The 25,163-nt window shown below is 72.3% G+C and carries 15 protein-coding genes; 5 read left to right on the forward strand and 10 right to left on the reverse strand.

Annotated elements, in window-relative coordinates; all coding sequences use genetic code 11:
* The first annotated feature begins 455 nt into the window (after positions 1-455).
* The gene (locus A6F73_RS09115; protein WP_063347328.1) at positions 456-3,731 is read left to right on the forward strand and encodes an SdrD B-like domain-containing protein; all 3,276 of its coding nucleotides are present in this window, start codon (positions 456-458) and stop codon (positions 3,729-3,731) included.
* Here A6F73_RS09115 and A6F73_RS09120 read toward each other — a convergent pair.
* Positions 3,704-5,020 (reverse strand): PP2C family protein-serine/threonine phosphatase, encoded by a 1,317-nt coding sequence (locus A6F73_RS09120; protein WP_159398407.1) that lies wholly within the window; start codon positions 5,018-5,020, stop codon positions 3,704-3,706. The genes A6F73_RS09115 and A6F73_RS09120 overlap by 28 nt on opposite strands.
* A 221-nt stretch (positions 5,021-5,241) precedes the next feature.
* Positions 5,242-6,459, reverse strand: a complete 1,218-nt coding sequence (locus A6F73_RS09125; RefSeq protein ID WP_063347330.1) for a cytochrome P450 — start codon at positions 6,457-6,459, stop codon at positions 5,242-5,244.
* Positions 6,460-6,651: 192 nt separating this feature from the next.
* On the opposite strand from A6F73_RS09125, the gene A6F73_RS09130 reads away from it, so the two are divergent.
* Complete coding sequence (locus A6F73_RS09130) at positions 6,652-7,008, forward strand: arsenate reductase family protein (protein ID WP_063347331.1); 357 nt, start codon at positions 6,652-6,654, stop codon at positions 7,006-7,008.
* A 57-nt stretch (positions 7,009-7,065) separates the two neighbouring features.
* On the opposite strand, the gene A6F73_RS09135 is transcribed toward A6F73_RS09130, so the two are convergent.
* A complete protein-coding gene (locus A6F73_RS09135; RefSeq protein WP_063347332.1) occupies positions 7,066-7,536 on the reverse strand; it encodes a pyridoxamine 5'-phosphate oxidase family protein in 471 nt (156 codons plus the stop codon).
* A gap of 85 nt (positions 7,537-7,621) precedes the next feature.
* Between A6F73_RS09135 and A6F73_RS09140 the strand changes: the two genes are divergently transcribed.
* Together A6F73_RS09140 and A6F73_RS09145 are read left to right on the forward strand one after the other, a co-directional pair.
* Positions 7,622-8,170 carry a DUF1697 domain-containing protein gene (locus tag A6F73_RS09140; protein WP_244293337.1) on the forward strand — a complete coding sequence of 183 codons (549 nt, stop codon included), beginning with the start codon at positions 7,622-7,624 and terminating at the stop codon, positions 8,168-8,170.
* A 166-nt stretch (positions 8,171-8,336) separates the two neighbouring features.
* Positions 8,337-8,900: a DUF1707 and FHA domain-containing protein gene (locus A6F73_RS09145; protein WP_063347333.1), complete on the forward strand. Its 564-nt coding sequence runs from the start codon at positions 8,337-8,339 to the stop codon at positions 8,898-8,900.
* 87 nt (positions 8,901-8,987) lie between these two features.
* Here the strand turns inward: A6F73_RS09145 and A6F73_RS09150 are convergent, their stop codons facing one another.
* The 3 genes from A6F73_RS09150 to A6F73_RS09160 all read right to left on the reverse strand — a co-directional run bounded on the left by A6F73_RS09150 (position 8,988) and on the right by A6F73_RS09160 (position 11,777).
* Entirely contained in the window at positions 8,988-9,395 is a 408-nt protein-coding gene (locus A6F73_RS09150) for a hypothetical protein (RefSeq protein ID WP_063347334.1), read from the reverse strand.
* A 229-nt stretch (positions 9,396-9,624) separates the two neighbouring features.
* Positions 9,625-10,416, reverse strand: coding sequence for a hemerythrin domain-containing protein (locus A6F73_RS09155; protein WP_159398408.1), 792 nt, complete (start codon positions 10,414-10,416; stop codon positions 9,625-9,627).
* Positions 10,417-10,709: 293 nt separating this feature from the next.
* Complete coding sequence (locus A6F73_RS09160; protein WP_244293338.1) at positions 10,710-11,777, reverse strand: alpha/beta hydrolase-fold protein; 1,068 nt, start codon at positions 11,775-11,777, stop codon at positions 10,710-10,712.
* Between the two features lie 421 nt (positions 11,778-12,198).
* Between A6F73_RS09160 and A6F73_RS09165 the strand changes: the two genes are divergently transcribed.
* Positions 12,199-12,942 carry an SDR family oxidoreductase gene (locus A6F73_RS09165; RefSeq protein WP_063347336.1) on the forward strand — a complete coding sequence of 248 codons (744 nt, stop codon included), beginning with the start codon at positions 12,199-12,201 and terminating at the stop codon, positions 12,940-12,942.
* A 23-nt stretch (positions 12,943-12,965) separates the two neighbouring features.
* Here A6F73_RS09165 and A6F73_RS09170 read toward each other — a convergent pair whose 3' ends face one another.
* From A6F73_RS09170 to pulA, 4 genes are all read right to left on the reverse strand, one after another.
* A complete protein-coding gene (locus tag A6F73_RS09170; RefSeq protein ID WP_244293339.1) occupies positions 12,966-14,498 on the reverse strand; it encodes an AMP-binding protein in 1,533 nt (510 codons plus the stop codon).
* 264 nt (positions 14,499-14,762) lie between these two features.
* Positions 14,763-16,502 carry a carbohydrate-binding module family 20 domain-containing protein gene (locus tag A6F73_RS09175; RefSeq protein WP_063347338.1) on the reverse strand — a complete coding sequence of 580 codons (1,740 nt, stop codon included), beginning with the start codon at positions 16,500-16,502 and terminating at the stop codon, positions 14,763-14,765.
* A 253-nt stretch (positions 16,503-16,755) separates the two neighbouring features.
* On the reverse strand, positions 16,756-19,092 hold the full coding sequence (locus A6F73_RS09180) for a M4 family metallopeptidase (protein ID WP_063347339.1): 2,337 nt from the start codon (positions 19,090-19,092) through the stop codon (positions 16,756-16,758).
* Positions 19,093-19,641: 549 nt separating this feature from the next.
* Entirely contained in the window at positions 19,642-25,143 is a 5,502-nt protein-coding gene (gene pulA, locus A6F73_RS09185; protein WP_063347340.1) for a pullulanase-type alpha-1,6-glucosidase, read from the reverse strand.
* Positions 25,144-25,163 lie beyond the last annotated feature (20 nt).

Below are 25,163 nucleotides of genomic sequence, written 5' to 3' on the forward strand. Positions count from 1 at the left end.
GACCTCCCCCGGTTGACACCCTCGGGAGGTCGGCATTCCGGCGTTTCCCCTCAACACAGAGGCACTGGATGACGCGAGCAATGTGGACGGCGCATACGAGCCGGTTCGAAGTTCGGTAGCACTGCGTAGCGCCCTGCAGCGACCAGCCAACGCGATCCCTCGTCACTGCTCCGCACTTCTCGACTCATCTCATCCGTTGAAGCCCCCGCGTGTGCACTGGCTGTGAAATGATCTTCCATGCGACCATCATTTGCGCAGGTCAGAGGCATTTTCGAGCTGCACTACGACCTCTAAATCGCGGTTGCCGGTGCGGGCATGGAGCCTGTTCAGGGCCCCGTCGCACTCTTCTCGGGCGCGGCGGGGCCCTGTCGGCGGGTGCGGCCGATCGGGTGGAAGTGGGGGGGTGTGCGTTGCGTCGGGGGAAGGACGGTCGGGCGGTCGGATGAACTTCCCAGATGCGCATTCACTTCCGGACCGGGCGGATCGCCTCGGTGCTGGCCCTGCTGGCCGGTTCGCTGCTCGGCAGCAGCGTGCTGGCGCCGCCGGCCCAGGCCGCGATCTCTTTCACCAAAACCGTCGACAAGGCGACCGCCTCCCCGGGGGAGAACGTCACCTACACCCTCCGGTACACCTGCTCCATCACCGAGTGCACCAACGGGCGGATCACCGACACCCTGCCGTCGAACATGCAGTTCGTCGGCTGGACGCCCGACCCCTCGTCGGTGGACCAGGCCGCCTCCACCGTGCCCGCCGCGGGGGCGATGGGCGGCGCCATGGACATCAGGCTCAAGGACCTCAGTCCGGGCACCACCGCCACCATCACGGTGACGATGAAGTACCCGAACTTCACCACCCCCGACGGGGCGGCCTCCACCAACTCGGCCACCATGACGGCCACCGGTGAGCCCAGCCAGACCGCCTCCGCCGACACCAAGGCCCAGGTGCAGCCGCAGTACACGGTGACCAAGGGCATCCAGACCTCCAGCGGCGACGGGCGCACCGTCACCTACCAGTTCAGCGCCTGCGCCACCGACCTGGTGCCCAACGTCGACCTGGACACCAGCCGGCTGCTGGACACCCTGCCGCCCGGCGCCGTGGTGGACACCGGCCGCTCGCCCGGCTGGAGCCAGGTCGCGCCCGGCCCCAACACCTGGGGCTACGACATCGGGGAGTTCCGCTCCGGCAACGGCCGCGGCGGCTGCCGGCTGCCGGGCGTGCTGGTCGTCAACTACCCGGAGGCCGACTTCCCGGACGGGACGACCTCCGACAACACCGTGGACCTGTACGGCGACCCGATCGGGCCGGACGCCGAACGCAAGCTCGACACCGCCGGCACCACCACCGGCCAGTTCCGGCCCCCGGCCACCGGTGTGACGGTGACCGCCAGCAAGGTGTGGCGCGACGGCGTCACCTCCGGTGACATCAACTCCTTCAGCCTGTCGGCCACCAACACCTCCGGCCCGGCCACCAGCCTGACCATGACCGACCCCGGCGCCGGCACCACCGACGGCCTGTACAACTGGCTCTTCCCGCAGTCCCTCCAGCTGGAGCCGTGGAACCCGACCAGCATCGGGCTCACCCTGCAGTACCGCCTCGACGGCGACCCGACCTGGCTGACCTTCAGCCCGTCCAGCCCGCTGGACGGCTCCAGCACCCGCCGGATCACCTTCGTCCAGGGCGCCGGCGACCCGGCCCGCGACGAGCTGGGCATCCCGGCCGGCCGCTGGCTCGACGGCCTCAGGTTCACCTGGGACGGCCCCATCCCGACCGGTTGGAGCCCGGGCAACTCGGTGCAGGTGATCGCCCAGGTCGTCACCCCCGGCCACGACGGGCGCCCGGCCCCCAGCCCGCTGACCAACTGTCTGGACACCACCGCCGGCGACGGCACCAGCACCTCCGCCGCCAACGCCTGCGCCTCGACCACCGTCACCGCCGCCACCAACCTCGGCGCGGCCAAGACCACCGTCGCCGGCGAGCTCTCCGCGCCCGGCGGCATGGCGACCTTCCAGGTGATCCCGTACAACCGCAGCGGTCGCGACCTGACCCGCCCGCTCGTGCTGTACGACGTGCTCCCGGCCGGTGTCGTCTACGTCGAGGGCTCGGCCCGGCCCGACCCGGCCTACCCGGATGCCAAGGCCCCCCAGTCGATCACCGTCACCCCCGGCCCGGACGGCCGCCAGATCGTCCGGATGGAATGGCCGCCCGGCGCGCCCGACATGATGTACCTGCACGACGCGCTGGCCTACCGGATGCTCTTCGACGTCCAGGTCGCCAGCAGCATCCGCTCCGGCGAGCTGACCAACGACATCTACGTGACCGTCGACCGGCCGACCGCGCCGGTCGCCTGCATGTTCTCCGGCTCCGACAGCGGTGTCCCGGACCTGCTGGACCTCAACGGCAACGGCGACACCTCCGAGCTCATGTGCCACGACTCCTCCCGGATCCAGGTGGACGTGCCGAGCGTGCTGCGCTCGTACAAGGAGGTCATGGGCGACCTGGACGCCGACTACGTCAGCATCGGCAGCGCCACCCCCGGCGGCCGGATCTCCTACCGGATGACCGTCCGCAACGACTCCCCCGACCCGGTCACCGACTTCATCGCCTACGACAGGCTCCCCACCCCGGGCGACAACTACGTCCTCACCCAGGACGCTCCGCGCGGCAGCGCCTGGACCCCGTCGCTGAGCCAGCCGATCACCACCAGCGACCCGACCGTGGGGATCGAGTACACCACCGACCCCAACCCGTGCGTCGACGCCGCCCTGGTCAACCGGACCGGCTGCAACGCCGGCGCTACCTGGAGCAGCACCTTCCCCGGCCCGGGAACGGCCACCTGGTTCCGGGTCCGCCGCCCCGGCAGCCTGGCCTCCGGCGAGGCCTTCACCCTGACCTGGCCCATGGTCGCCTCGGTGGACGCCCCCGACGGGGAGTACGCCTGGAACAGCTTCGCCTTCACCGCCACCGACGCCGGCGGCCGCCAGCTGCTGCCCGCCGAGCCGGCCAAGGTCGGCGTCGCCGTCAAGCAGACCAAGCCCTCCGACAACGCGCTCGGCGACTTCGTCTGGCAGGACGTGGACGGCTCCGGCATCCAGAAGCCCGGCGACCCGGGCATCGCCGGCGTCACCGTGAAGCTGCTCGATGGCAACGGCCAGCCCGTCCGCGACAAGAACGGCAAGCCGGTCACCACGGTGACCGACCAGAACGGCCACTACCTCTTCGACCACCTGCCCGACGGCAGCTACGCGGTGCAGTTCGACCTGTCCACCCTGCCCGACGGCGCCACCGTCACCAAGCGGGGCGTCGGCACCGATCCGGCCAAGGACTCGGACGCCGACCCGGCCACCGGCATCACCCAGACCGTCACGCTCAGCGGAGGGCAGCGCGACCTCGACCTCGACATGGGCGTGATCCTGCCGACCACTCCCACCGGGTCACCGTCCCCGTCGCCGTCCCCTTCCCCGACCTCCTCCCCGTCGCCGACGTCCTCGCCGTCGCCGACGCCGTCGCCGACCGCGTCGACGTCTCCCTCGCCGACCGCGACCCCGTCCGGCAGTACGACCCTGACCGCCGGCCCGACCCACAGCGCGAGTTCGTCGGCGAGCGGCGGGACGCTGCCCAACACCGGCAGCTCGGCGCCCGACGCGTTGATCGCAGCCCTCGGCGCCCTCGCCGTCCTGGGCGGTGTGGCGCTGTGCGCGATGGCCTACCGCCGGCCCGGACGACACAGCTGACACCGACGACGGGCAACTGAACACCCGACCGACACCAGTGGCGCCGACACCAGCGGCGCCACTGGCGCGTTGTCGGAGGCAGGCGGGCAGGCAGTCCGGCAGTCGGGCAGTCCGGCAGGCAGGCGGGCGGGCGGGCGGGCGGGCAGGGCTGGAACCGGGGGCTCGGGCTGCGGGAGTTCACCCGGGGAAGGCCTACGGGCGCTCCGGGGTGAGCGCCAGGACGGCGAGGTCGTCGGCGAGCAGGCCGGCGTACTCGTGGACGTCCTGGGCCAGGAAGGAGACCAGCCGGTCGGGCGAGGTGGTGCCGAGGGCGGCCAGGCGGGGGCCAGCGGGTAGAAGGCGCCGGTGGCGTCGCGGGCCTCGCTCACGCCGTCGGTGTAGAGCAGGACGGTGTGGCCCGGGGGCAGGGCGACGGCGGTCGGCTTGCCACGCTCGTCGGGGGGCCCGAGGTGGGCGAGGCCGAGCGGGAGCTCGTCCGCGCAGGACACCGGGGTGATGGTGTGCTCGGTGAGCAGCAGCGGGGTGGTGTGGCCCCGGTTGACGATCTCCACGCAGTCGGAGCCCGGCCGGTACTGCAGCAGGACGGCGGTGACGAACAGCTCGTCGTCGCCCCGGTCGGCGGCGTCGCGCAGGACGGCACGGTCCAGCTGGTCGGCGAGGTCGACCAGGTCGGGGGTGTCGTGGGCGGTCGCCCGGAAGGCGCCGAGCACGTCGGCCACCGTACGGACGGCGCCGAGGCCCTTGCCGCGGACGTCGCCGAGCAGCACCCGGACGCCGAAGCGGGTGTCGCACACCTCGTACAGGTCCCCGCCGACCAGGACCTCGGCCTGGGCCGGGCGGTAGAGGCCGGCCACCCGCAGGCCGCCCGCCCGCTCGGGCACCGGGCGCAGCACGGTGCGCTGCAGGGTCTCGGCGACGGTACGGGCGTGCAGCAGGGTGCGGTTCTGCCGGGTCCGCTGCCAGGACAGGGCGGTGCCCATCACCCCGGAGAGCAGCGTGGCGATGTAGACCCAGACGTGGTGCTGCTCGTTGATGTGGCCCGCCCGCACGGCCAGCACCAGTTGCAGCGCCAGGGCGCCGACCGTGGTGGTGGCGGTCAGCGCCGGGCCGTAGCTGAACGCCGCCACCACGGGCAGCGCGGTCAGCAGGAAGCCGGCCGCGACCGCGTCCGGGACGATCGCCTCGGCGGCCAGGTCGAGCAGCAGCAGGAGCACCGGCAGCCAGGGCACCCAGCGCGGTGCCCGGGGTTCCACGGCCGCCGGATGCTCCGGGCGGGGTGCTACGGGCACGGTGGAGTCCTCCTGCCCGACCGGTCCGGTATGACCGGTTCGTCCCTCCATGCTCTCCTACGGAGGACCCGGCCACGAATGGCCGAACGTCCCGGTTTCCGGGGCCGACCGGGCCCGGAAGCGGGGCGTCAGGGCCGGTCGACGGACGGTGACGGAACCCGCCCCGCCCCGGCCGACGGGCGGGCGGGCGGGTCGGTGGGCGGTCAGCGGCGAGACGGTCGTCAGCGGACGATCACCGGCAGGGTCTCGAAGCCGCGCAGGACCAGGCGGTCCCGCCGGACCGGCACGCCGCCTTGGGCCAGCCGGGGGAAGCGGTCGAGCAGGGCGGGCACCGCGACCTCGGCCTCCAGCCGGGCCAGCTGGGCGCCCAGGCAGTAGTGCGGGCCGCCGCCGAAGCTCAGCGGCTGGCTGTCCCGCCGGGTCGGGTCGAACACCTCCGGGCGGTCGTACCGGGCCGGGTCGTGGTTGGCCGCGCCGAGCAGCAGAAGCGCCACGTTGCCGACCGGCACGGGCAGCCCGTCGACGGCCAGCCCCTCGGCCAGCGCCACCCGGGAGGTGAGCTGGACCGGGGAGTCGAAGCGCAGCACCTCGTCGGTGAAGCCTGCCGGGGTGATCGCGCCGCTGCGCAGCCCGGCGGCCGCCTCCGGGTGGCGGAACAGCAGGGCCAGGCCGTTGCCGAGCAGGTTGGTGGTGGTCTCGAAGCCGGCCACCAGCAGCAGCACCAGGTTGGCCAGCAGCTCTCGGGCGGGCAGCCGCTCCGGGTCGTCGGCGGCGATCCGGGCCAGGTCGGTGACCAGGTCGTCCTGCGGGCGGGCGAGGCGCTCGGCGGCCAGCTCGGTGAAGTAGCCGGCCAGTTCGTCGGCGGCCTGGTCAGCCTTGGTGAGCTCGGAGCGGTCGTCGATGAACTCCAGGGCGACGGTGAGGTCGGAGGCGAGGTCGCGGAAGCGGTAGCGGTCCCGCTCGGGGACGCCGAGCAGTTCGCAGATCACCCCGACCGGCAGCCGGAAGGCGAAGGCGTCCATGAAGTCCACCGGCGAGCCGTCGGCGCCCTGCTCGGCCATCTCGTCCAGCAGCCCGGCGACCGCCGCCTCCACCGCCGGGCGCAGCGCGGCCACCCGGCGGGCGGTGAAGACCGAGGCGATCAGCGAGCGGACCCGGGGGTGGTCGGGCGCGTTGCGCTGCAGGATCGAGCGGCCGAACAGCGCCATCGACGGGTGCTCGGCGAATTCCGGGGTCAGCTCCGCCATCATGTCGGCGGTCGCGACGGCGAAGGCGGGGGTGCGCAGCACCTTGTCGGCCGCGGTGTGGCCGACCACCAGGAAGGTGTCCGGCCCGGCGGGCACCGCCGCGCCCAGCGCATGTGCCCGCGCGTACAGCGGGTACGGGTCGGCCCGGCCCTCGCTGGTCAGCAGTTCCTCGATGATCGCCGCGCCGTCCATCCGGTGCTCCCCTCCCAGAGGCCACGTTCCTGGTGCGTGAACCACCGGAGGGTGCAGCGGAGTTCCCGTCCGGCCGAGGTACCGGGCCGGGCCGGGGGCTCGCCCGGCGTCGGCCCGGGTGCGCGTCCGGCGGGGGCGCCGGGCCGGGCGGGTTGGCGCCCGGCCGGCGGGCGGCTCGGTAGGGTTGCCGGTATGGAGATCTGGATCAACCCGCGCTGCGGCAAGTGTCGGTCGGCGCTCGGCGCGCTGGAGGCCGTCGGGGCCGAGTACACCGTGCGGCGCTACCTGGAGGACCCGCCGACCTCGGCCGAGCTGGAGCAGGTACTGGAGCGGCTGGGCCTGGAGCCGTGGGACATCACCCGCATCGACGAGCAGGTCGCCAAGGACCTGGGGATGCGGAAGTGGACCCGGGAGCCGGCGGACCGGGATCGCTGGATCGCGGCGATGGCCGAGCACCCGATCCTGATCCAGCGCCCGATCATCACCGCGGACGACGGCCACGCCGTCGTGGCCCGGACCCCCGAGGCGGTCAAGTCCGTCCTGCCGTAGCAGCGCCGCGTCCGGAGCCTCCGACGTGTCCGAGGCGTCCGAGGCGTCCGGGGCCGGTCAGTGCAGTTGGATCCGCTGCACCGGTCGGCCCGGGTGCCAGTTGAGGATCCACAGGTGGCCCTCCCCCACGGCGGTGTGCACCACCTGCTCCAGGTCCAGCCGGAAGGCGTGGAAGGCGGTCGGCGGCGGCTCGGGCAGATCGGCCGCGTAGGCGGACAGTTCGGCCTCGTCGGTGATCTCGACCGCGCGGCCGGAGACCTTGGAGTCCCCGCTGGCCATCGTCTCGTCCCCCGGGTGGGCGTGCAGCGCGAAGCGGGCGTCCCGCTGGAGGTCGCGCGCCTTGGCCGAGCCGTACATCGACCCGAGCATCAGGTCGGCGCCGACGAAGCCGACCTCCGTACCGCTCACCCGGGGCGAACCGTCCTTGCGCAGCGTCGCCAGGACGTGGTGCTTCTCGGCTTCGAACCGGGCCCGCACGAGGGGGGCCAGCTCGGGTGCCTGCTGCTCGAAATCCTGCCAGGTGACCATGGCGCCAGTCTGGCACCGGGCACCGACAACCGCCGGGCGCCAGGGGCGACCTCCGGGTGTCAGGGGCCGGTGCCAGACTGGCGGGGTGACCACCACGACCACGTACATCGCGTTCCTGCGGGCGATCAACGTCGGCGGCCGGACGGTGCGGATGGAGCGGCTGCGGGCGCTCTTCGCCGAGTTGGGGCTCGGGGGCGTGCGCTCCTACATCCAGAGCGGCAACGTCTTCTTCACCACCGACGAGCCGGACCGCGCCGCCCTCACCCGGCGCATCGAGGAGCACCTGGAGCGGTCCCTCGGCTACCCGGTGCCCGCGCTGCTGCGGACGGTCGACGAGGTGGCCGCGCTGCTGGCCGCCGAGCCGTTCAAGGGCGTCGAAGTGACGCCCGACGTCCGGCTGGTCGTGGCCTTCCTCTCCGAGCCGCTGCCCGCCGACCTCGCCGTCCCCCGTCTCTCGCCGAAGGGCGACCACGAGGTGGTCGGCGCCGACCCGGGCGCCGCGTACGTGGTGGTCCACCTGCGGGACGGCAAGTGGGTCACCGGGGAACTGTTCGGCAAGGCCTACCGAGGTGCGGTCACCTCCCGGTTCCTGCACACCACCGAGAAGATCCTGGCGGCCGCCCGGAAAGGCTGACCCCCTGACCCCCTGACCCTCGCTCTGCCCGCCCCGACACCCAGGCACCCGGCCGCCCGGAACCGCGGTGGCGCACCGGGCGTCTGGAGTGCAGTGACGTACTCACCGTGCGCCGGCACCCGGCGTGATCTGGACAGTCCGAGCCGGCCGAGCCGACAATCGGGCCATGACGTCTCCTGAGTTCCGCACCGGCGCCGTCCGGCCCTCCGGCGCGGTCCGCCCCTCGGACGCCGAACGGGACCAGGCGCTCGGGGTGCTCAAGGACGGAGCGGGCAGCGGACGGCTGTCGCACGACACCTTCCTCGGCCGGATGGAGATCGTCCTGCACGCCACCAGCCGGGGCGAGTTGGACGAGGCGATGACCGGGCTGCCGACCGGGAGCCCGGTCGAGCGCTTCCTGCTGCGGACGGTCGGCCGGGTCTCCGCGTTCGGGGACCGGCTGCGCCGGGCCTGGCGCACCGAGCGGCTGCCCGGGCTGAGCCTGCCGGAGACCGGGGCAGGGCAGTTGACGATCGGTCGGTTTCCCGGCTCGGGGCTGCGGCTGCACGACGCCTCGGTCTCCCGACGGCACGCCGAACTGCGGCGCGAGGGCGGCGGCTGGGTGCTGTACGACCTGGGCTCGACCAACGGCACGCACGTGAACGGGCGCCGGATCGCGGGCGGGGTGCGGGTCCGGCCAGGCGACCAGGTCCGGTTCGGGAACCTGGAGTTCCGGCTCGCCTCTGACTGAGCCGCACCCCCGGCCGGTCGGTACGGCCTGAGCGGGCGCCGGGGAGGCGTCGGGCGGGCAGGCATGCGGGCGTGCGGGCGTGCGGTGTCAGCCGTGGGTGACGTGCAGTTCGGCGTAGCGGTCGCCCTTGTCCGCCTTGCGCAGGGTGACCTTCGCCGTGCCGACGGCGGTCTCGGCGCCCTTGCCGACGGTCTTCCGTTCGTCGCCGACCGCCACCTCGACCGTGCTGTCGGTGATGTGGCCGACCGTCATCTTCACGGTGCGGTCGCCGCCGAAGACCTGGAGGGTCTTGAAGGCGTCGGCGCCGTCGGTGCGGACGACGACGTCGCAGCTGTCGTCGTCGAGGCAGAGCGCGACACCGCCGTCGCAGGCGGTCAGTCCGGCGCCGAGGGCCAGGACGGCGCCGGCGGCGAGGAGCGCCCGGCGGTGGACGGCGGGCCCGAAACGGCGCCGGGCAGGGGTTCGGTGGGAGTTCGGGGTGCTCGCTGTGGTCATGGCGTCGACGGTAGGCGCCCGGACGCGCCCCGCCATCGGCCGTCGGCGGTACGCACCCCCTGGCCGGCCCCGGAGCGCCCGAACAGCCGCAACCCCGAGGGTGATGGGTCCAATCCCCTAGGGGACGAGGGGAGTTGGAACTGCGGGTAGCGGATTCCGAAGAGGCTCGGCATATGCCTCGGGGGTATGCCACGCGCGTAGATCGACGGGCCGCGAAAAGGACCGGCGCTCAGTCGGCGACACCGCCCAGGTCGCTGCCCAGCGCACCGGCCGGGCCCCACAGCGGCGCCATGCAGCGCTGGTAGGTGGCCTGCCAGTGCGGCCAGTTGCGGGCCACGTCGTCGTCGCACTCGGCCAACAGCCGCTCCACCAGCGCCGGTTCCACGCCCTCCAGCAGCCAGGCCAGCGCGTCCGCCGTCCCCGGGCCGTCCGCCGAGCGCAGCAGGTCCATCAGCTCGCCCAGGCCGCCGAGCCGGGAGCCCTCCGGGACCACCCGCTCCATCCGGGGCAGCAACTGGCGCTCCTCGATCCGCAGGTGCGTCTCCAGCCGGGCCGCCAGGTCCTCCATCGCGTACGCCACCGGCCAGGCGCTACCGGTGTCCCGGCTGGCGATCCGCACCAGCGTGGTGACCCGGGTGAACGAGTGGTCGAGGTTGTGGTGGTCCGCCTCCAGCCAGTTGAGCAGCAGCCGCAGCTCGGGGGCGAAGCGGCGCACGATCGGCCAGATCCGGCTGTCCTGCTGCTCGTGGTGGCAGGTCAGCATCGCGGTCACGAAGCTCCAGTGCCGCAGCAGCGCCTCGCCGGCGTCGTCCTCGCCGGGCTGGAGCAGCCGCAGGGCGTTGGGCAGCCGGGCGAGGTCCCGGCGCAGCGCGGCGTGCACCAGCCGCAGTCCGGCGAAGCGGGCCGTCACCGGCTCCTCACCGACGGCCCGCACGGGCACGGCCGCGCCCCGGGTGTCGACCCCGGACCCCGCCTGCTCGGGCACGGAGGGGGACGGCTGAGGCAGTAGATGGATCGGCATGGGACTCTCTTCACGACGTCGTGGGGCGGGCGGGGCCAGCCGGTGGAGCGGCCCCATCCAAGGTGCTCACAGTCGATCAAAAGTGAATCAATGTCCGATTGACGCGCAGGTCACAGGCATGCGCGCGGGGGAAACGGCGCTGCGCGGGAGCCGCCCCGCGCTCGCCCGCCCGGCCTCCGGACGCTGCCGGAACGCCGTGGGCCCGGGGCACCTGGGTGCCCCGGGCCCACGGCGTGCGGGTCGTCGTGCGGGTCGCTGTACAGACGGCCGTACGGGTCGTCGCGCCGCTGGGATCAGTCGGCCTCCGGGCCCGCCAGGTTCTTGGTGAGCCACTGCAGCGTGTCCGGGATCATCTTCTTGAAGTCCGAGGTCAGGTGCTTGCCGCCGGGCTGCTCGTAGTACTCCAGCGACACCGGCGGGGCGGCCTTGGCGACCCAGCCCTTGACCAGCTTGGTCTCGTACGGGTTGGCGCCGCCCGCGGTGACCAGCATCTTCACGTCGGCCTTGCCCTGGGCGACCAGCACGTCGGGGTTGTTGGCCTGCCGCTCGGCGTCGTGGCCCTTCCACAGCCCCGAGTCGGGAACGTAGTAGCCGTCGATCGGGACGGCGGCCTTGTAGACGTCCGGGTGCTGGAGGGCGAGCTTGGCGCTGCAGAAGCCGCCGGTGGAGGCGCCCATCACGCCCCAGCCGTCGCGGCCCTTCACGGTGCGGAAGTTGGCGCGGACGAAGTCCGGGAGGTCCTGGGACATCCAGGTGCCCATCTTGGGCTGGCCCGGGATGTCGGAGCAGTCCAGCGCGTTGTGCTCGTCGCTGTTGAAGTTCTGCACCGGCATGATCATGATGAACGGGTGGGACTTGCCCGCCTTGACCAGCTGCTCGTTCTCCTCCTGGATCGGCAGCTGGTTGTCGGTCCAGGTGTTGTAGCCGTTGCTCTGGCCGCCCGCGAAGAGGGTGAGCACCGGGAAGCCGGTCTTGGCGAACTTGGGGTCGTTGTACTCGGGCGGCAGCCAGACCCAGACCTTGCCGGAGACGCCGGACTTCGCGCCGGTCACCGTGGTCATCATGATCGGACCGGCGGACGTGTCCCGGGCCTTGCTCAGGTTTGCGGCCGGACCGGTGGGCATCAGCACCTTCCCGGTGGCGGCCGCGGGCTCCGCGGTGGTGGGCGCGGGCGTACCGCCGCCACCCGCGCTGGGCGAGCCGCCCGTGGCAGCGGTACCGGTCGCACCCGGGGTGCCGGCCGCCTTGCCGCCGTCCCCCTTCCCGCCGCCGGAACTCCCGCAGGCCGCGAGCGAGGCGGCCAGGGCGAGCACGGCGGCGCCGGTCAGGACGGCGCGGGAACGGGACGACTGCCTAAGCACGGTGAGGACTCTCCGACCGATGACACGCCCGGTCCGTCTGACCGGGCTGTGGCCCCCCGGTGGGGCCGGACAGACCGGGGGCGCGGCGCTGGTGCGGTCCCCGGGGTGGCGGCGCGTCCTCCCTCGCGGTGGCGCGCCTTCCTGCGATCTTATGACGTGGACCGGGGTGGCCCGGTTGCGCGGTGGCCACCGGAAATCCAATGTTTGTTCGCGATCAGGTAAAGGCCTTCACCACTCCCCCCGAACGACGGGGGCCGGACGGCGGGGAGCACGGTCCGCGGCCTGTCCGGGGGCGCGAATTTTGGGGCCTTCGACCAGTGACGGCGGCCCCCGTATCCGCAACGATCGGCTCACGCCCCAACCGACCCGCGCCCAGCCGAAGCCGAAGCCGAACCGACCCGAGCAGACCCAGGAGAACGCCATGCCCCAGCAGATCGCCGTCGTCACCGGAGCCGGGAGCGGAGTGGGCCGGGCCGTGGCGGTCGAACTGGCCGCGGCCGGCTGGCGGCTGGTGCTGGCCGGCCGGCGGGCCGAGCTGCTGCGGGAGACCGCCCGCCTGAGCGGCACGCCGACCGCGGTGGTGCCGACCGACGTCACCGACCCGGCGGCGGTGGACGCGCTGTTCGCCGCAGCCGTCGAGCGCTTCGGCCGGGTGGACCTGCTGTTCAACAACGCCGGCACCTTCGGCGCGGCCGTGCCGGTGGAGGATCTGGAGGTCGAGGCCTGGCGGGCGGTGGTCGACCTCAACCTGACCGGGGCGTTCCTCTGCGCCCGGGCCGCGTTCCGGCAGATGAAGGCGCAGGACCCGCAGGGCGGCCGGATCGTCAACAACGGCTCGATCTCGGCGCACGTCCCGCGCCCGCACTCGATCGCCTACACCGCGACCAAGCACGCCGTCACCGGGCTGACCAAGTCGCTGTCGCTGGACGGCCGCCCGTACCGGATCGCCTGCGGGCAGATCGACATCGGCAACGCGGCGACCGACATGACCGCCGCGATGAGCACCGGGGTGCGGCAGGCGGACGGGCGGCTCGCGGTCGAGCCGACCATGGACGTGGCCGACGTGGCCCGCACCGTCCGGCACATGGCCGAACTGCCGCTGGAGGCCAACGTGCAGTTCGCCACCGTGATGGCGACCGCCATGCCGTACGTCGGACGGGGTTAGAGCCTGCCGTCGGCCTCCCGCCGTCAGCCCGCCACGGACTCGCGCAGCCGCTTCTTGTCCGGCTTGCCGACAGACGTCAGCGGGATCGCGGCCACGACGTGCAGGGCCTCCGGCGCGTAGATCCGCCCCTTGTGGGCCGTGACGAACGCGCGGACCTCCTCCAGGTCCGGCCGCTGCCCCGACGCGGCGACGACGGCGACGTGGACGTGCTCCGCCTCCTGCGCGTCGCGCACCCCGAAGACCGCGCACTGCGCGATCGCCGGGTGGGTGAGCAGCAGGTCCTCGACCTCGGACGGGTAGACGTGCCCGCCGACCACGATGATCTTGTCCTTGAGCCGGTCGGCCAGGTAGAGGTAGCCGTCCGCGTCGAAGTAGCCGATGTCGCCGGTGTTCAGCCAGCCGTCGCGCAGCACCTCGGCGGTCAGGTCGGGCCGCTTCCAGTACCCGGCCATGACGGTGTCCGAGCGGACGTGGATCTCGCCCTGCTCCCCCGTCGGCAGCTCGGTGCCGTCGGCGGATCGGATCGCCACCTCGATGCCCGGGAGGGGTCGGCCGACCGCGATCTGGCCGCCGTGCCCGACCCGGTCGTGCTCGTGCGGGGCGAGCATGCAGATGTTCTGCGCCTCCGACTGCCCGTAGCCGCTCCACAGGACCGGCCCGAACACCTTGAGCGCCTCGCGCACCCGGGTGGGCGAGGCCGCGCAGCCGCCGTACGAGACCCGGCGCAGGCTGGACAGGTCGGTGCGGCCGATCGCCGGGTGGTCGAGCAGCTGGTAGAGCAGCGGCGGCAGCACCCACAGGTCGGTGATGCGCTCGCGCTCGATCGTGGCCAGGACCTCGCCGGGGTCGAAGGACCGCTGGAGGACCACCGTGCCGCCGTGGTGGAGCGTCAGGTCGGAGAAGAGCCCGGCGAGGTGGGCGAGCGAGGTGGCGGCGAGGAAGCGGGGTGTGTCGCTCTCCATGCGGCCGGGGGTGTCGAAGACCTTCCGGTAGGCGCCGTGCAGGCTGCGGATGCCCTTCGGGATTCCGGTGGTCCCGCCGGTGTGCCGGATGCCCCAGTCGTCGTCCGGGCCGACCCGGACGGCCGGCGGCTCGGCGGGCCGGTGGGCCGCGGCGGCGATCACGTCCTCGCCGATGGCCGCCGGGCCGGGGCCGAGACGGAGGACGGTCGGCACGTCGATCAGGGGCAGCAACTCGGCGGCCACCGGGTACCGTTCGGCGTCGACGAGCAGGACGGCGGTGTCAACGCTCGTCGCGATCTCGGCCAGGGTCGAGGCGCTCATGCCGTCGTAGAGGTTCACCACCCGCGCACCCGCGAGGCCTGCCGCGTAACGGCCGCTCAGCGCCTCGGCGGTGTTGCCCGCGAGCAGGGTCACGGTGTCGCCGCGCACCACGCCCCGGGCGATGAGCTCGTGGGCGAGGCGGTAGGTGGCGGCGGCGAAGTCACCCGCGGTGAGTTCGATGCCGTCGGCGGTGGTGATGGCCCGCCGGTCGGGGTCGGCGGCGAGGGACTGAAGAATCAGGGCGGGAGCGCTGACGAACTCCGGTTCGTTCACGGCCACTTCTTCCTTGCAGTTTGCAACCATGTCCCCACCCTAACCCAACCCCACGTCCAGGGGCGGGAGTTAGTTCCCGTGGTGATCACTCGTCGTGCGAGTAGCGGTAGCGGAGAGGACGAGGGGGGTGGTTCTCATCCCGCGATCGTGTCAGCGCCGCCTCGCCGGCCGAGGTTTGAACCTGCACGGCCACCCGCACGAGGGACCCCCGTCAGGCCAGGCTGACGGGGGTCCAGGGGCGGCCCGAGGGTGGCCGGACAGGGCCTACGGCCGCCAGGTGTCGTTCAGGGTGACCAGGCCCGAGGCCGGCGCGGTCGCCGTCCGGTTGGCCCCGGACTCCCAGGTCACCGCGCCGCTCGCGTCCTTGCGGACGTACTTGTACTGGAAGGCCGTGCCGGCCGGCAGCGCGAGCGACAGCGACCAGACCGGGTAGCCGGCCGAGGAGAGCGGCAGCGCCTTGGCCGGGTCCCAGCCGCCGAGCGCGGCGACGTCGCCGACCACGTAGACGTTCTGGCCGTTGACGGTGGTCGCGTTGACGTTGAACGAGGCGCCGGAGGTGCTGGCCGCCCCGCCCGGGACGTACAGCGCGATCGCGTCGCCCGCGCCGACCGTCGCGGTGAACTGCCCGTTGGCGCCCACCTGGTAGGTCGGGCCGGTGCAGCCGCCGCCCGGCTGCGGGTCGCCGTGCTGGATGTCGCAGTAGGTGCCGGCCGCGAGCCCGGTCTGGAAGGTCCGGGTGATCGGGCCGCTCTCGTGGTTGAGCGCGACGTAGCCCTTGTTGCCGCGGCCGAAGGCGATCGCGTTGTTGCCGTTGGACCACCAGTTGGTCACGCCGGTGCCCGCGACGGCGTTGCGGAAGCCGACCATGTTGGCAATCTGCCGCCAGGCGTGGGTGCAGTTCCAGCCGTCCTGGTAGCAGGCGTTGACGGTGCCGCCGTTGGGCGGGCCGTCGTCGTTGTTGGTGAAGGCGTAGCCGGAGTAGACGTTGGGCGCGCCGTACGGCGAGGCGAGCAGGAAGACGTTGGCCAGCGTGTAGGTGTTGCCGTAGGTGTAGTTGAGGGTGGAGCCGTTGCGCTCGGTGTCCCAGTTGTCGATGAAGGAGCGCGCCTGCCCGCTCGGCAGGTACCCCCAGGAGGCGCCCCAGCCGGACAGGTTGGCGAGCTTGTCGCTGGTGAACATCCGCTTGAGGTCGGTGCCGACGCGGAACTCGTCGACGTCGCCGGTGCCGGTGTACTCGGTGGGCTGGACCGGTTCGCCGGCGCCGTAGATGACCTCCTGCACCCAGTAGGCCTTGGGGTTGGCCGTCTTCGCCTTGATCGCGGCGAGGTCGCCGGCGGCGATGTGCTTGGCGGCGTCGATCCGGTAGCCGTCGACGCCGAGCGAGCCCAGGTCGTCCAGGTAGCGGGCGATGGTCTGCTGGACGTACGCGCTGCCGGTGTCGAGGTCCGCGAGGTTGACCAGCTCGCAGTTCTGCACGTTGGAGCGGTCCTGGTAGTTGGTGATCGGCTGGCGGCAGGAGTGGAAGTCCTGGTCCTGGTAGGTGCCGGGGTAGGTGTACTTGGTGTACGCGGTGCCGCCGGTGCCGGTGCCGGAGCCGGCCGTCATGTGGTTGACGACGGCGTCGGCGATGACCTTGACCCCGGCGGCGTGGCAGGTGTCGACCATGTTCTTGAAGGACGTCCGGTCGCCGAGCCGCCCGGCGATCCGGTAGCTGACGGGCTGGTAGGAGGTCCACCACTGCGGACCCTGGATGTGCTCCTGGGGCGGCGAGACCTCGACGAAGCCGTAGCCCTTCGGGCCGAGCGTCGAGGTGCAGGCCTGGGCGACGGAGTCGAAGCGCCACTCGAAGAGGGTGGCGGTGACGTCCTTGCCGTTGTTGGCGGGTGGGGCGGCCTGGGCGGCGGGGGCGCCGAGGGAGGTGGCGAGCGAGAGCGCCAGGGCCGCCGAGGCGGCGAGGGCGCCGGCCGCGCGGGCGGTCCGGCGGGTGGGGGCGGTGGTGACCACGTCGTCTCCTGGGGGTGGCTGGGGTGGGGGCAGCCGGGGATGAGCTGTGCAGGAAGAGCTATGCAGGAAGTTTCTGTAACTTGCCGGAAACTTGCAGCGCTGAACCTAGGGCCGCCGGGAGAGAGCGTCAAGGGCCTGGGAGGAACGTTTCTGCACCACCTGGGCCCGGACGCACGACAAGGGCCCGGCAGCCGTAGCCGCCGGGCCCCTCACCTGTCCTGGTTCACCGGGCCCGCGGGGGCCCGGTCCGGACTCAGCCGGTCTGGATGGAGGTGTCGTCGATCACGAAGCTCGTCTGCAGCGAGGCGTCCTCGGTGCCGGTGAACTTCAGGGTGACCGTCTGGCCCGCGTAGGACGAGAGGTCGAAGGTCCGCTGCTGGTAGCCCGCCGCGGCGTCCACGTTGGAGTACGTCTTCAGCGTGGTCCCGTTCACCGACACGGCCAGCTTGTCGTACGCGGTGCTGCCCGACTCAGCGGTGTCGATGTGCAGCCAGAAGCTCAGCGTCGCCTTGCAGCCCGCCGGGATCGTCACCGTCTGCGCCAGCGTGTCGGTGTGCGAGGAACCGTAGCCGTTCAGCCACGCCTTCCACGAACCACCGTGCGCCGCCTGCGAGGAGCTGTTGTCCACCACACCGGAGCTGGTCGTCCACGGCGCCGCCGAACCCGTCTCGAAGCCCGCGTTGCCCAGCAGCTGCGCCGGCGTGCAGGTACCGCCACCGCCACCGGTCACCGTCCACGTGAAGCTGGCGGTACCGGACTTGCCCGCCGAGTCCTTCACCGTCACCGTCACGTTCGACGAGCCCGCCGTGGTGGCGGTACCGGTGATCGCGCCGGTCGAGGCGTTGATCGCCAGCCCGGCCGGCAGGCCCGTGGCGCTGTACGACAGCGGCGCGGTACCACCGGAAGCGTTGATCTGGAGGTTCACCGCACCGCCGACCGCGGTGGACTGGTTGCCCGGGCTGGTGACGGTGATGCCGCCCGGGTTGGGCAGCGAGCCGACGCTGACGGCGGCCCAGGCGGTGGCGACCGCGTTGTACTCGGCGCTGTTCGCGCCGTACAGGTCGGTGGCCGCGTTCAGGGTCGCGGTGCGGGCGGCGGCGTAGTTGGTGGTGGAGGTCATGTACGCGGTCAGCGCCTTGTACCAGACCTGCAGCGCCTTGTCGCGGCCGATGCCGGTGACGGTGATGTTGTTGACCGTCGGGCTGTTGTAGTTGAAGCCGTTGATGGTCTTCGCGCCGCTGCCCTCGGACAGCAGGTAGAAGAAGTGGTTGGCGACACCGGACGAGTAGTGCACGTCCAGGTTGCCGACGCCCGAGTACCAGGAGTCGGCCGAGGTGCCGTCCTTGGAGGGCTTGTCCATGTAGCGCAGCGGCGTGCCGTTGCCGTTGATGTCGATCAGCTCGCCGATGAGGTAGTTCGGCGGGTTGGCGGGCAGGTTGGCGTAGAACTCGACGCCGGTGCCCATGATGTCGGAGGTCGCCTCGTTGAGGCCGCCGGACTCGCCCGAGTAGTTCAGGTTGGCGGTGGCGGAGGTGACGCCGTGGCTCATCTCGTGGCCGGAGACGTCGAGTTCGGTCAGCGGGTGGGTGTCGCCCGAGCCGTCGCCGTACGTCATGCAGAAGCAGCTGTCGTCCCAGAACGCGTTGACGTAGCCGGTGTCGTAGTGGACCCGGCTCATCGCGCCGACGCCGTCGTTCTTGATGCCCGTGCGGCCGAAGGAGTTCTTGTAGAAGTCCCAGGTGACGGCGGCACCGTACTGGGCGTCGACGGCGGCGGACTCGCGGTTGCTGGCCTGGCCGTTGCCCCAGGTGTCGCTCGACTTGCTGAACAGCGTGCCGTTGCCGGAGGTGCCGTTCTTCATGTCGGTGGTGTACTGGCCGCCGCGGGTGGCGTCCTTCAGCGAGTACGTCGAGCCGCTCTGGGTGGTGGTCAGCGGCACGTTGCCGACGAACACGCCGTTGCCGGTGCCGCGCTTGATGCCGTCGGCCTTGCTGAGCACGTCACCGGTCTTGGCGTCGGTGACCACGTGCAGCTTGCTCGGGGTGCCGTCGGACTCGCGGCCGGAGACGACGGTCTCCCAGGCGAGCTTCGGGGTGCCGTCGGCGGCCCAGACGACCAGGCGCGGCGCGGTGTCGACGGCGGCGCCCTGCTCGGCGGCGAGCGCGGCGGCCTGGGCCTTCGGCGCGGCCTGGGCCGGCGTGGTGTCGACGCCGCCGAGGTTGGCCTCGCTGGCCTTGGTCACGCTCTTGGTGGCGCCCGCGGCGTCCTGGTGGACGATCAGGTCGCCGCCGAGCACCGGGAGTCCGGCGTAGGTGCGCTCGTAGCGCAGGTGGCGGCCGCCGTTGACGTCCTGGACGACGTCCTTGGTGACCAGCTTCTCCTGGCTGCTCAGGCCCAGGGCCTGGGCGAAGGACGCGGACTGCTGGTTCGCGGAGGCGATCAGCGCGGCCCGGGTCGACTGCTGGGCGGCGACGGCGGACGGGGCGTCGGGCGTCGCGGCCTGCGCGATGACCGGTATGCCGGTCACCAGCAGCGCGGTGGTTGCGGCCATGACAACCGCGGCCTTCCGGGCGTGAGCGTAACGGGACATGCGGACTCCTTTTCCGACCGGCGCGGGTTCGCACCGGTGGAGAGAAACCTGGGCCGCGGGGTTGCGGCGCAGTGGGGGCCCCCGCCCGGGGTGTGCGACGGGGGTGCGGTTGCGGTGCTCACAAGTCGTGGCAGGTTTGGGACGCGCTGCACCTGATCTGGTCGGCTGCACCGGGGGGTGGGGCCCCCTCGTCTGCAGCCGCAGGAATCGTGGCAGCAAACGAGTCGTCAATGACAGATGCATGCCACGGAATGGCCGATTCATTACCGAAACCGTATGCATGACTGTTCATCAGTTGTGTTACCCCTTTGAGAACTCATGAACACGGTTTTCATGATCCGGGGAATGTTCGATCACTTCCGGAAGTCACTGACCAGCGCTCAGGGCCCCCGCCCGCGCCACCCGGCGGCCGACGGCACCGGGCGGGGGCGGCACATCACGCTTCCGGCCGTGCCATCGGTGCTTTCCGGCCACCGGGCGGCCAAAACGAAACGGGTCCCGCGCCGCCACAACGGCGGTGCGGGACCCGGGGGTTCCGGAGTTCGTCGATCAGCCCTGGACGAACACCGCCACGGTGCGGCCCGGCACGGTGAAGGTGCCGGTCGCGGCGTCGAAGCCGGACTGCTTCACCACCGCGTCCGCGCCGCCCGCCTGGACCGGGTGCAGGGCCTGGCCCGTCCCCTTCAGGGCCGCCACGGTCTGCGCCTGCGCGGTGGGCGTGGCGTTGAACACCACGGTGACGCCCTTCTCGGCGCCCTTCAGCCCGGTGCCGTCCAGGTGCAGGGTGATCACCCCGGGCGTCTCACCGGGCGTGCCGGAGAGCGGGTAGGACAGCCGCTGCTGGACGGCGGCCAGGGTGGGCAGCGAGAACAGCGGCGAGGACTGCTTGATCCGCAGGAACTCCTGGTACTGCGCGGAGGTCGCACGGATCTCGGCCGCCCCCACGGTCAGCCGCGGGTTCGCCAGCAGGGACTGCGCGGTCGGCCACATCTCCTTGTTGTCGGCCGCCGGCGGCAGGCCCCGGCCCCAGCCGTTGCCCTGCGTCGCGTCCCAGTGGATGGCGTTGAACCAGTCGCCCGAGTCGTAGGAGTTGGCGTCCAGCGACTTGGAGCGCAGCAGGTCGCTGCCGGCCTGGGCGAAGCCCGCGCCCTGGGTGAGCGCGGTGAGCGAGAGCCCGAGCGCCTGCATCCGGGCCCGGTCGGCGGGCGCGGTGCCGGTCGGCAGCTTGTACGCGAGCGCGTCGAACAGGTCGGTGTTGTCGTGGGCGTCCACGTACTCCACCGCCTCGCCCGGCTTGGCCGCGTACCCGGTCGGGGCGCCGTTGTAGTCGACCTGCGCGCCGGTGACGGCCCGGCCCGAGCTGTCGGTGAAGGAGTAGCCGGCCAGGTTGCCGGCCAGTCCGACCTTCAGTTGGTCCATCTGGTGCAGCAGCCGGTCCTTCTGCTCCTGCGGGGTGCCGTTGGCGGGCGAGCCGTTGGGGTCGGTGTACAGGCCCGAGGCGAAGCCCTGCTGCGGGGCGGAGTTCAGCATGAAGTTGCCGCCGCGGGCGGCGTCGCGGAGCCGGTCGTCGAAGGTGGCGATGCCGGTGCCGGCCAGGTTGAGCTGGGTGGCCTGTTCGAACCGGGCGTTGTTCGCGACGACGCCGAAGTTCCAGCCCTCGCCGTAGAGGAAGACGTTCTTCCCGTCGATGCCGTCCGAGGCGGGCGTCATCTTCCGCAGCGCGGCCTGCACGTCCAGCATGGTGGACTTCGGGTCCAGGCCCATCAGGTCGAAGCGGAAGCCGTCGACCTTGTACTCGCGGGCCCAGGTGGTCACCGAGTCGACCACGAGCCGGTTCATCATGGCGTGCTCGGGCGCGGTGTCGGCGCAGCAGCTGTCCGCGGTGACCTTGCCGTTGTCGTCCAACCGCTGGTAGTAGCCGGGGACGACCTTGTCCAGCACCGAGTGCTCGGCCTGGCCGCTGGCGGCGGTGTGGTTGTAGACCACGTCGAGCACCACCCGCAGCCCGGCCTCGTGCATCGCCTGCACCATCCGCCGGAATTCGACGGTGCGCGCCGTACCGTTCGTCTCGGTGGCGTACGACCCCTCCGGCACGGTGTAGTGCAACGGGTCGTAGCCCCAGTTGTACGCGTCGTCGGCGGCGACGGCCGCCACGCATTCCTGCTGCTTCGGACCGTCCGGGGGCAGGGACTTGAGGTCGCAGGCCGGCAGCTTCTGGTCGGCCCGGTTCTCCCGGATGGTGGCGATGTCGAAGGTCGGCAGCAGGTGGACGGTGGTCACCCCGGCCTGGGCGAGCTCCCGCAGGTGCCGCATGCCGGCCGACTGCGACTCGGTGAACGCCAGGTAGGTGCCGCGCTCGGCGGCCGGGACGGTGGTGTCCTCCACCGAGAAGTCCCGGACGTGCAGTTCCTGGATCTGCTGCTGCGCCGGCGGGACGGGCTCGGGGACGTTCTGCTCCTCCCAGCCCGCGGGCTTGAGCTCCTTGGCGGCGAGGTCGGCGACCAGGCTGCGCCTGGAATCGGTGGACAGCGCGACCGAGTACGGGTCGGTGACGGTGTTGACCACCACCTGCTGGACGGAGGGCGCCCAGACCTTCACCTGGTACAGGTAGTACTTGCCGTCCAACTCGCCCTTGTCGCGGACGACTTCCCAGACGCCGGTCTCGTCGTCCAGCTTCAGCGGCAGCGTCTTCGGGGTGCCGCCGGTCGCACTGTCGAAGACCTGGACGGACACCTCCTGCGCGGTCGGCGCCCACACCGACAGCGCCACCTTGCCGTTGTAGTAGGCCGGGCCGAAGTCCACCCGGCCGGTGCGGCGCGCGTAGAGGTCGTCCAGCACGCCGGGGGTCTGCACGCCGGTGGCGGCCAGCACGGCGCCACTGGGCAGGTGTTCGGTGAACAGCAGCTGGCTGCGCAGCGCGGCCGGGACGCGGGCGGTGTCCCGGGCGTCCACGGTGAAGGCCCGGTAGCCCGCCAGGTGCGGGAACGCGGCCTTCTGCGCGGCGGTCAGGCCGCCCTGGGCGGCGTTGAGCCGGATCCACCGGCCGGGCTTGGTCAGCACACCCTTGTCGGCGCGGATGCCGCCCTCGGGGTCGTACACCAGCTGGGCGCTGGTGCCGCCGGCCAGGGCCGCGTCGCCCGCGCCGTAGGCCGCCGGGACGACGACGGTCCTGGCGTCGATCCACTGGGCCTTGGCGCTGCCGAGGTCCACCTGCGCGGAGGCGGCGGCGTTCTGCGGCAGCAGGTGGCCCTCGCGGCCGCCGAGCAGCCACACCTCGCGGCCGTCGACGGCGAGGTCCAGGGACTGGTCGGTGGGCAGGTCCTTGTCGTTGCCCTTGTGCAGGATGTAGCTGAGGCTGGTCGCGCCGGGGGCCAGCGGCACCTCGAAGACGGCGCCGAAGGCGTCGCGGCGCACCGGCATCAGCGGCTTGCCCCAGTCGGTGGGGGTGGCGGCGCCGGTCCAGTCGTGCAGGCCCCAGCCGTCGTAGTCGCCGTCGGCCCGGTTGTAGTGGAGGACGGCGGTGTTGGCGGGCGGAGTGTGCACCGGGCCCGGGTCGGCGGTGCGCACGACCGGGTCGCCCTGCCGGAGCCAGACCTCGCCGGTGGCGCCGACGTCGACGTGGCGGTCGGCGTCGACGTCCTTGACGCCGTTCTTCTCGACGACGAACCCGACGTCCGAGGCGCCGGGCTTGAGCTTCACGTAGGCGAAGGCGCCGTACGCGTCCCGGCCGGTGAAGGCGTGCCCGGCGGGCCACGGGGTGGCCTCGCCGTCGGCGAGGTCGCCCCAGGCGTAGAGGTTCCAGCCGTCGTAGTCGCCGTCCGGCCGGTTGTAGTGCACGACGGCGTACGGGCGGGCGGCGGCGGTGGGCACCGGCTTGGGCGCGGGGGCGCCGGTGGTGAAGCTCGCGGTGGCGGAGCGCAGTCGGCCGCTGGAGTCCTGGACGACGGCCTTGTAGCGGACGACCGTGCCGGGGGCGGTGGCGCCCAGGTCCTGGGTGACCAGGTTCTTCCCGGTGTCGGCGGTGCCCAGGGTCTGCCAGGGCCCGGTGCCGATCTGGGCGGCGAAGGTGACGCGGTTGAAGCCGCCGCCGGTCGTGGCGCCGACGGTGACGGTGCCGCTCGAACCGTCGGCCGGCGGCTGCACGGAGAGCTGCGGCGCCGCCGTGGTGGGGGCGAGCCCGGCGCCGGCCTTGAACACCACCGAGGAGAGCCCCGGCACGGTCACGGTGACCTTGCGGTCGGCGCCGGAGGTCACCTTCCCGCCCGTTGCCGGGTAGATCCGGTCGAAGCCCATCCCGGCGGAGAAGGTGTCCAGGGTGACGGTCTTCGCCTCGGCGGCGTTGTTGACCGCCACCAGGTACTCGGTCCGCTGCCCGGCGTCGATCCGGGAGAAGGCGTACACGCCCGCGCCGTCGGCGGCGTAGCGCTCGATCTGGGCGCCGTCGGCGAGCGCCGGGTTGTCGCGGCGCAGCTTGGCCAGCGCGGCGACGTCCTGGTAGAGCGCGCCGCCCTGCCCGTACCGGTCGGCCGGGCCGGAGGGGCCGCCGAGCACCCGGTCGCCGTTGTAGGAGGGCGTCTTGGAGGCGAACATGTCCTGTCGGGCGTCCTGGTCGCCGCCCGCGCCGGTGAAGCCCTGTTCGTCGCCGTAGTAGACGACGGGCTGGCCGCGGGTGAGGAACTGGAGCTCGGTGCCGAGCCGGTCCTTCTTCAGCAGGGTGGCCTCGTCGGCGCCCGGGTTGTCGGCGAGCAGGAAGGAGCCGAACCGGCCCATGTCGTGGTTGCCGAGGAAGGTCGGCAGCTCGTACGCGTCGGTGTCGGCGGTGGTGTAGCGGTAGTCCTGGCCGTAGACGTCGGCGAGGTTCTTCGCCGAGCCGCCCTGGGAGACGTAGCCGCGGGCGGCGCCCTGGAACGGGAAGTCCAGGGTGGCCTGGAGCTTGCCCTTGGTGACGTACGGCGAGGTGATCGCCGGGTCGCCGGAGTAGACCTCGCCGAACATGAAGAACTTCTTGTTGCCCTGCTTGGCGGCGAAGTCCTTGAGCGCGGGCGCCCACTGCTGCCAGAACGCCATGTTGACGTGCTTGACGGTGTCGATCCGGAAGCCGTCCACGCCGGCGTCCTTGACCCACTGCTGGTAGACCTTCTCGAAGCCCTTCACCACCCGGGGGTTCTGGGTGTCGAGGTCGTCCAGACCGCTGAAGTCGCCCTCGGTGGCGGACTCGCCGACGAAGGTCGAGTCACCGCGGTTGTGGTAGAGCGCGGGGTCGTTGAGCCAGGACGGGGTCTTGGCCGTGGCGTCGGCGGGCTTGCGGAAGACCGGGGTGTAGGGGAAGGAATCCTTGGTGAGCCGCGGCCAGGGCGCGCCCGCGTCGGCGATCGCGGTCTCGTCGACGGGGTTGCCGTCGGCGTCGAGGGTCGGGTAGGCGCCGACGGAGCGGTAGCCGTGCTGCTGCTCGGCGTCGTCGATGACGTCGGCGGTGTGGTTGGTGATGACGTCGAAGAAGACCTTGATGCCGCGGGCGTGGGCCTTGGCTATCAGGTCCTTGAGCTGGTCGTTGGTACCGAAGTGCGGGTCGACCTGGGTGAAGTCGGTGATCCAGTAGCCGTGGTAGCCGGCCGAGGCCTGGTCGCCGCTGCCCTGGACCGGCTTGTTCTTGAAGATCGGGGCCATCCAGATCGCGGTGGTGCCGAGGTTCTGGATGTAGTCGAGCCGCTGGATCAGGCCGGCCAGGTCGCCGCCGTGGTAGAAGCCCTTGTCGGCCGGGTCGAAGCCGTGGTCCAGCCGGCCACCGGTGATGCCCCCCGTGTCGTTGGCGGGGTCGCCGTTGGCGAAGCGGTCGGGCAGGACGAAGTAGAACTGCTCGCGGCTGAGGTCGTGCCGCCCGGCGGTGGCCGCCAGGGCGGCGTCCGAGGGCGGGGGCGGCGGGGCGGCGGCGAGGGCCGCGGGGGCGCTGCCGAGGGTGGCGGCGGTCAGCGCGGCGGCCAGCAGGACGGCCGTGCGGCCGGGTCTGCGTCGGGGGGTGCTCCGCCGGGGGCGGAGCCGGACATCGGCCACTGAGGGTCTCCCTTAGGGGA

The sequence above is a fragment of the Streptomyces sp. MJM8645 genome, from assembly GCF_001625365.1.
Lineage (GTDB): Bacteria > Actinomycetota > Actinomycetes > Streptomycetales > Streptomycetaceae > Kitasatospora.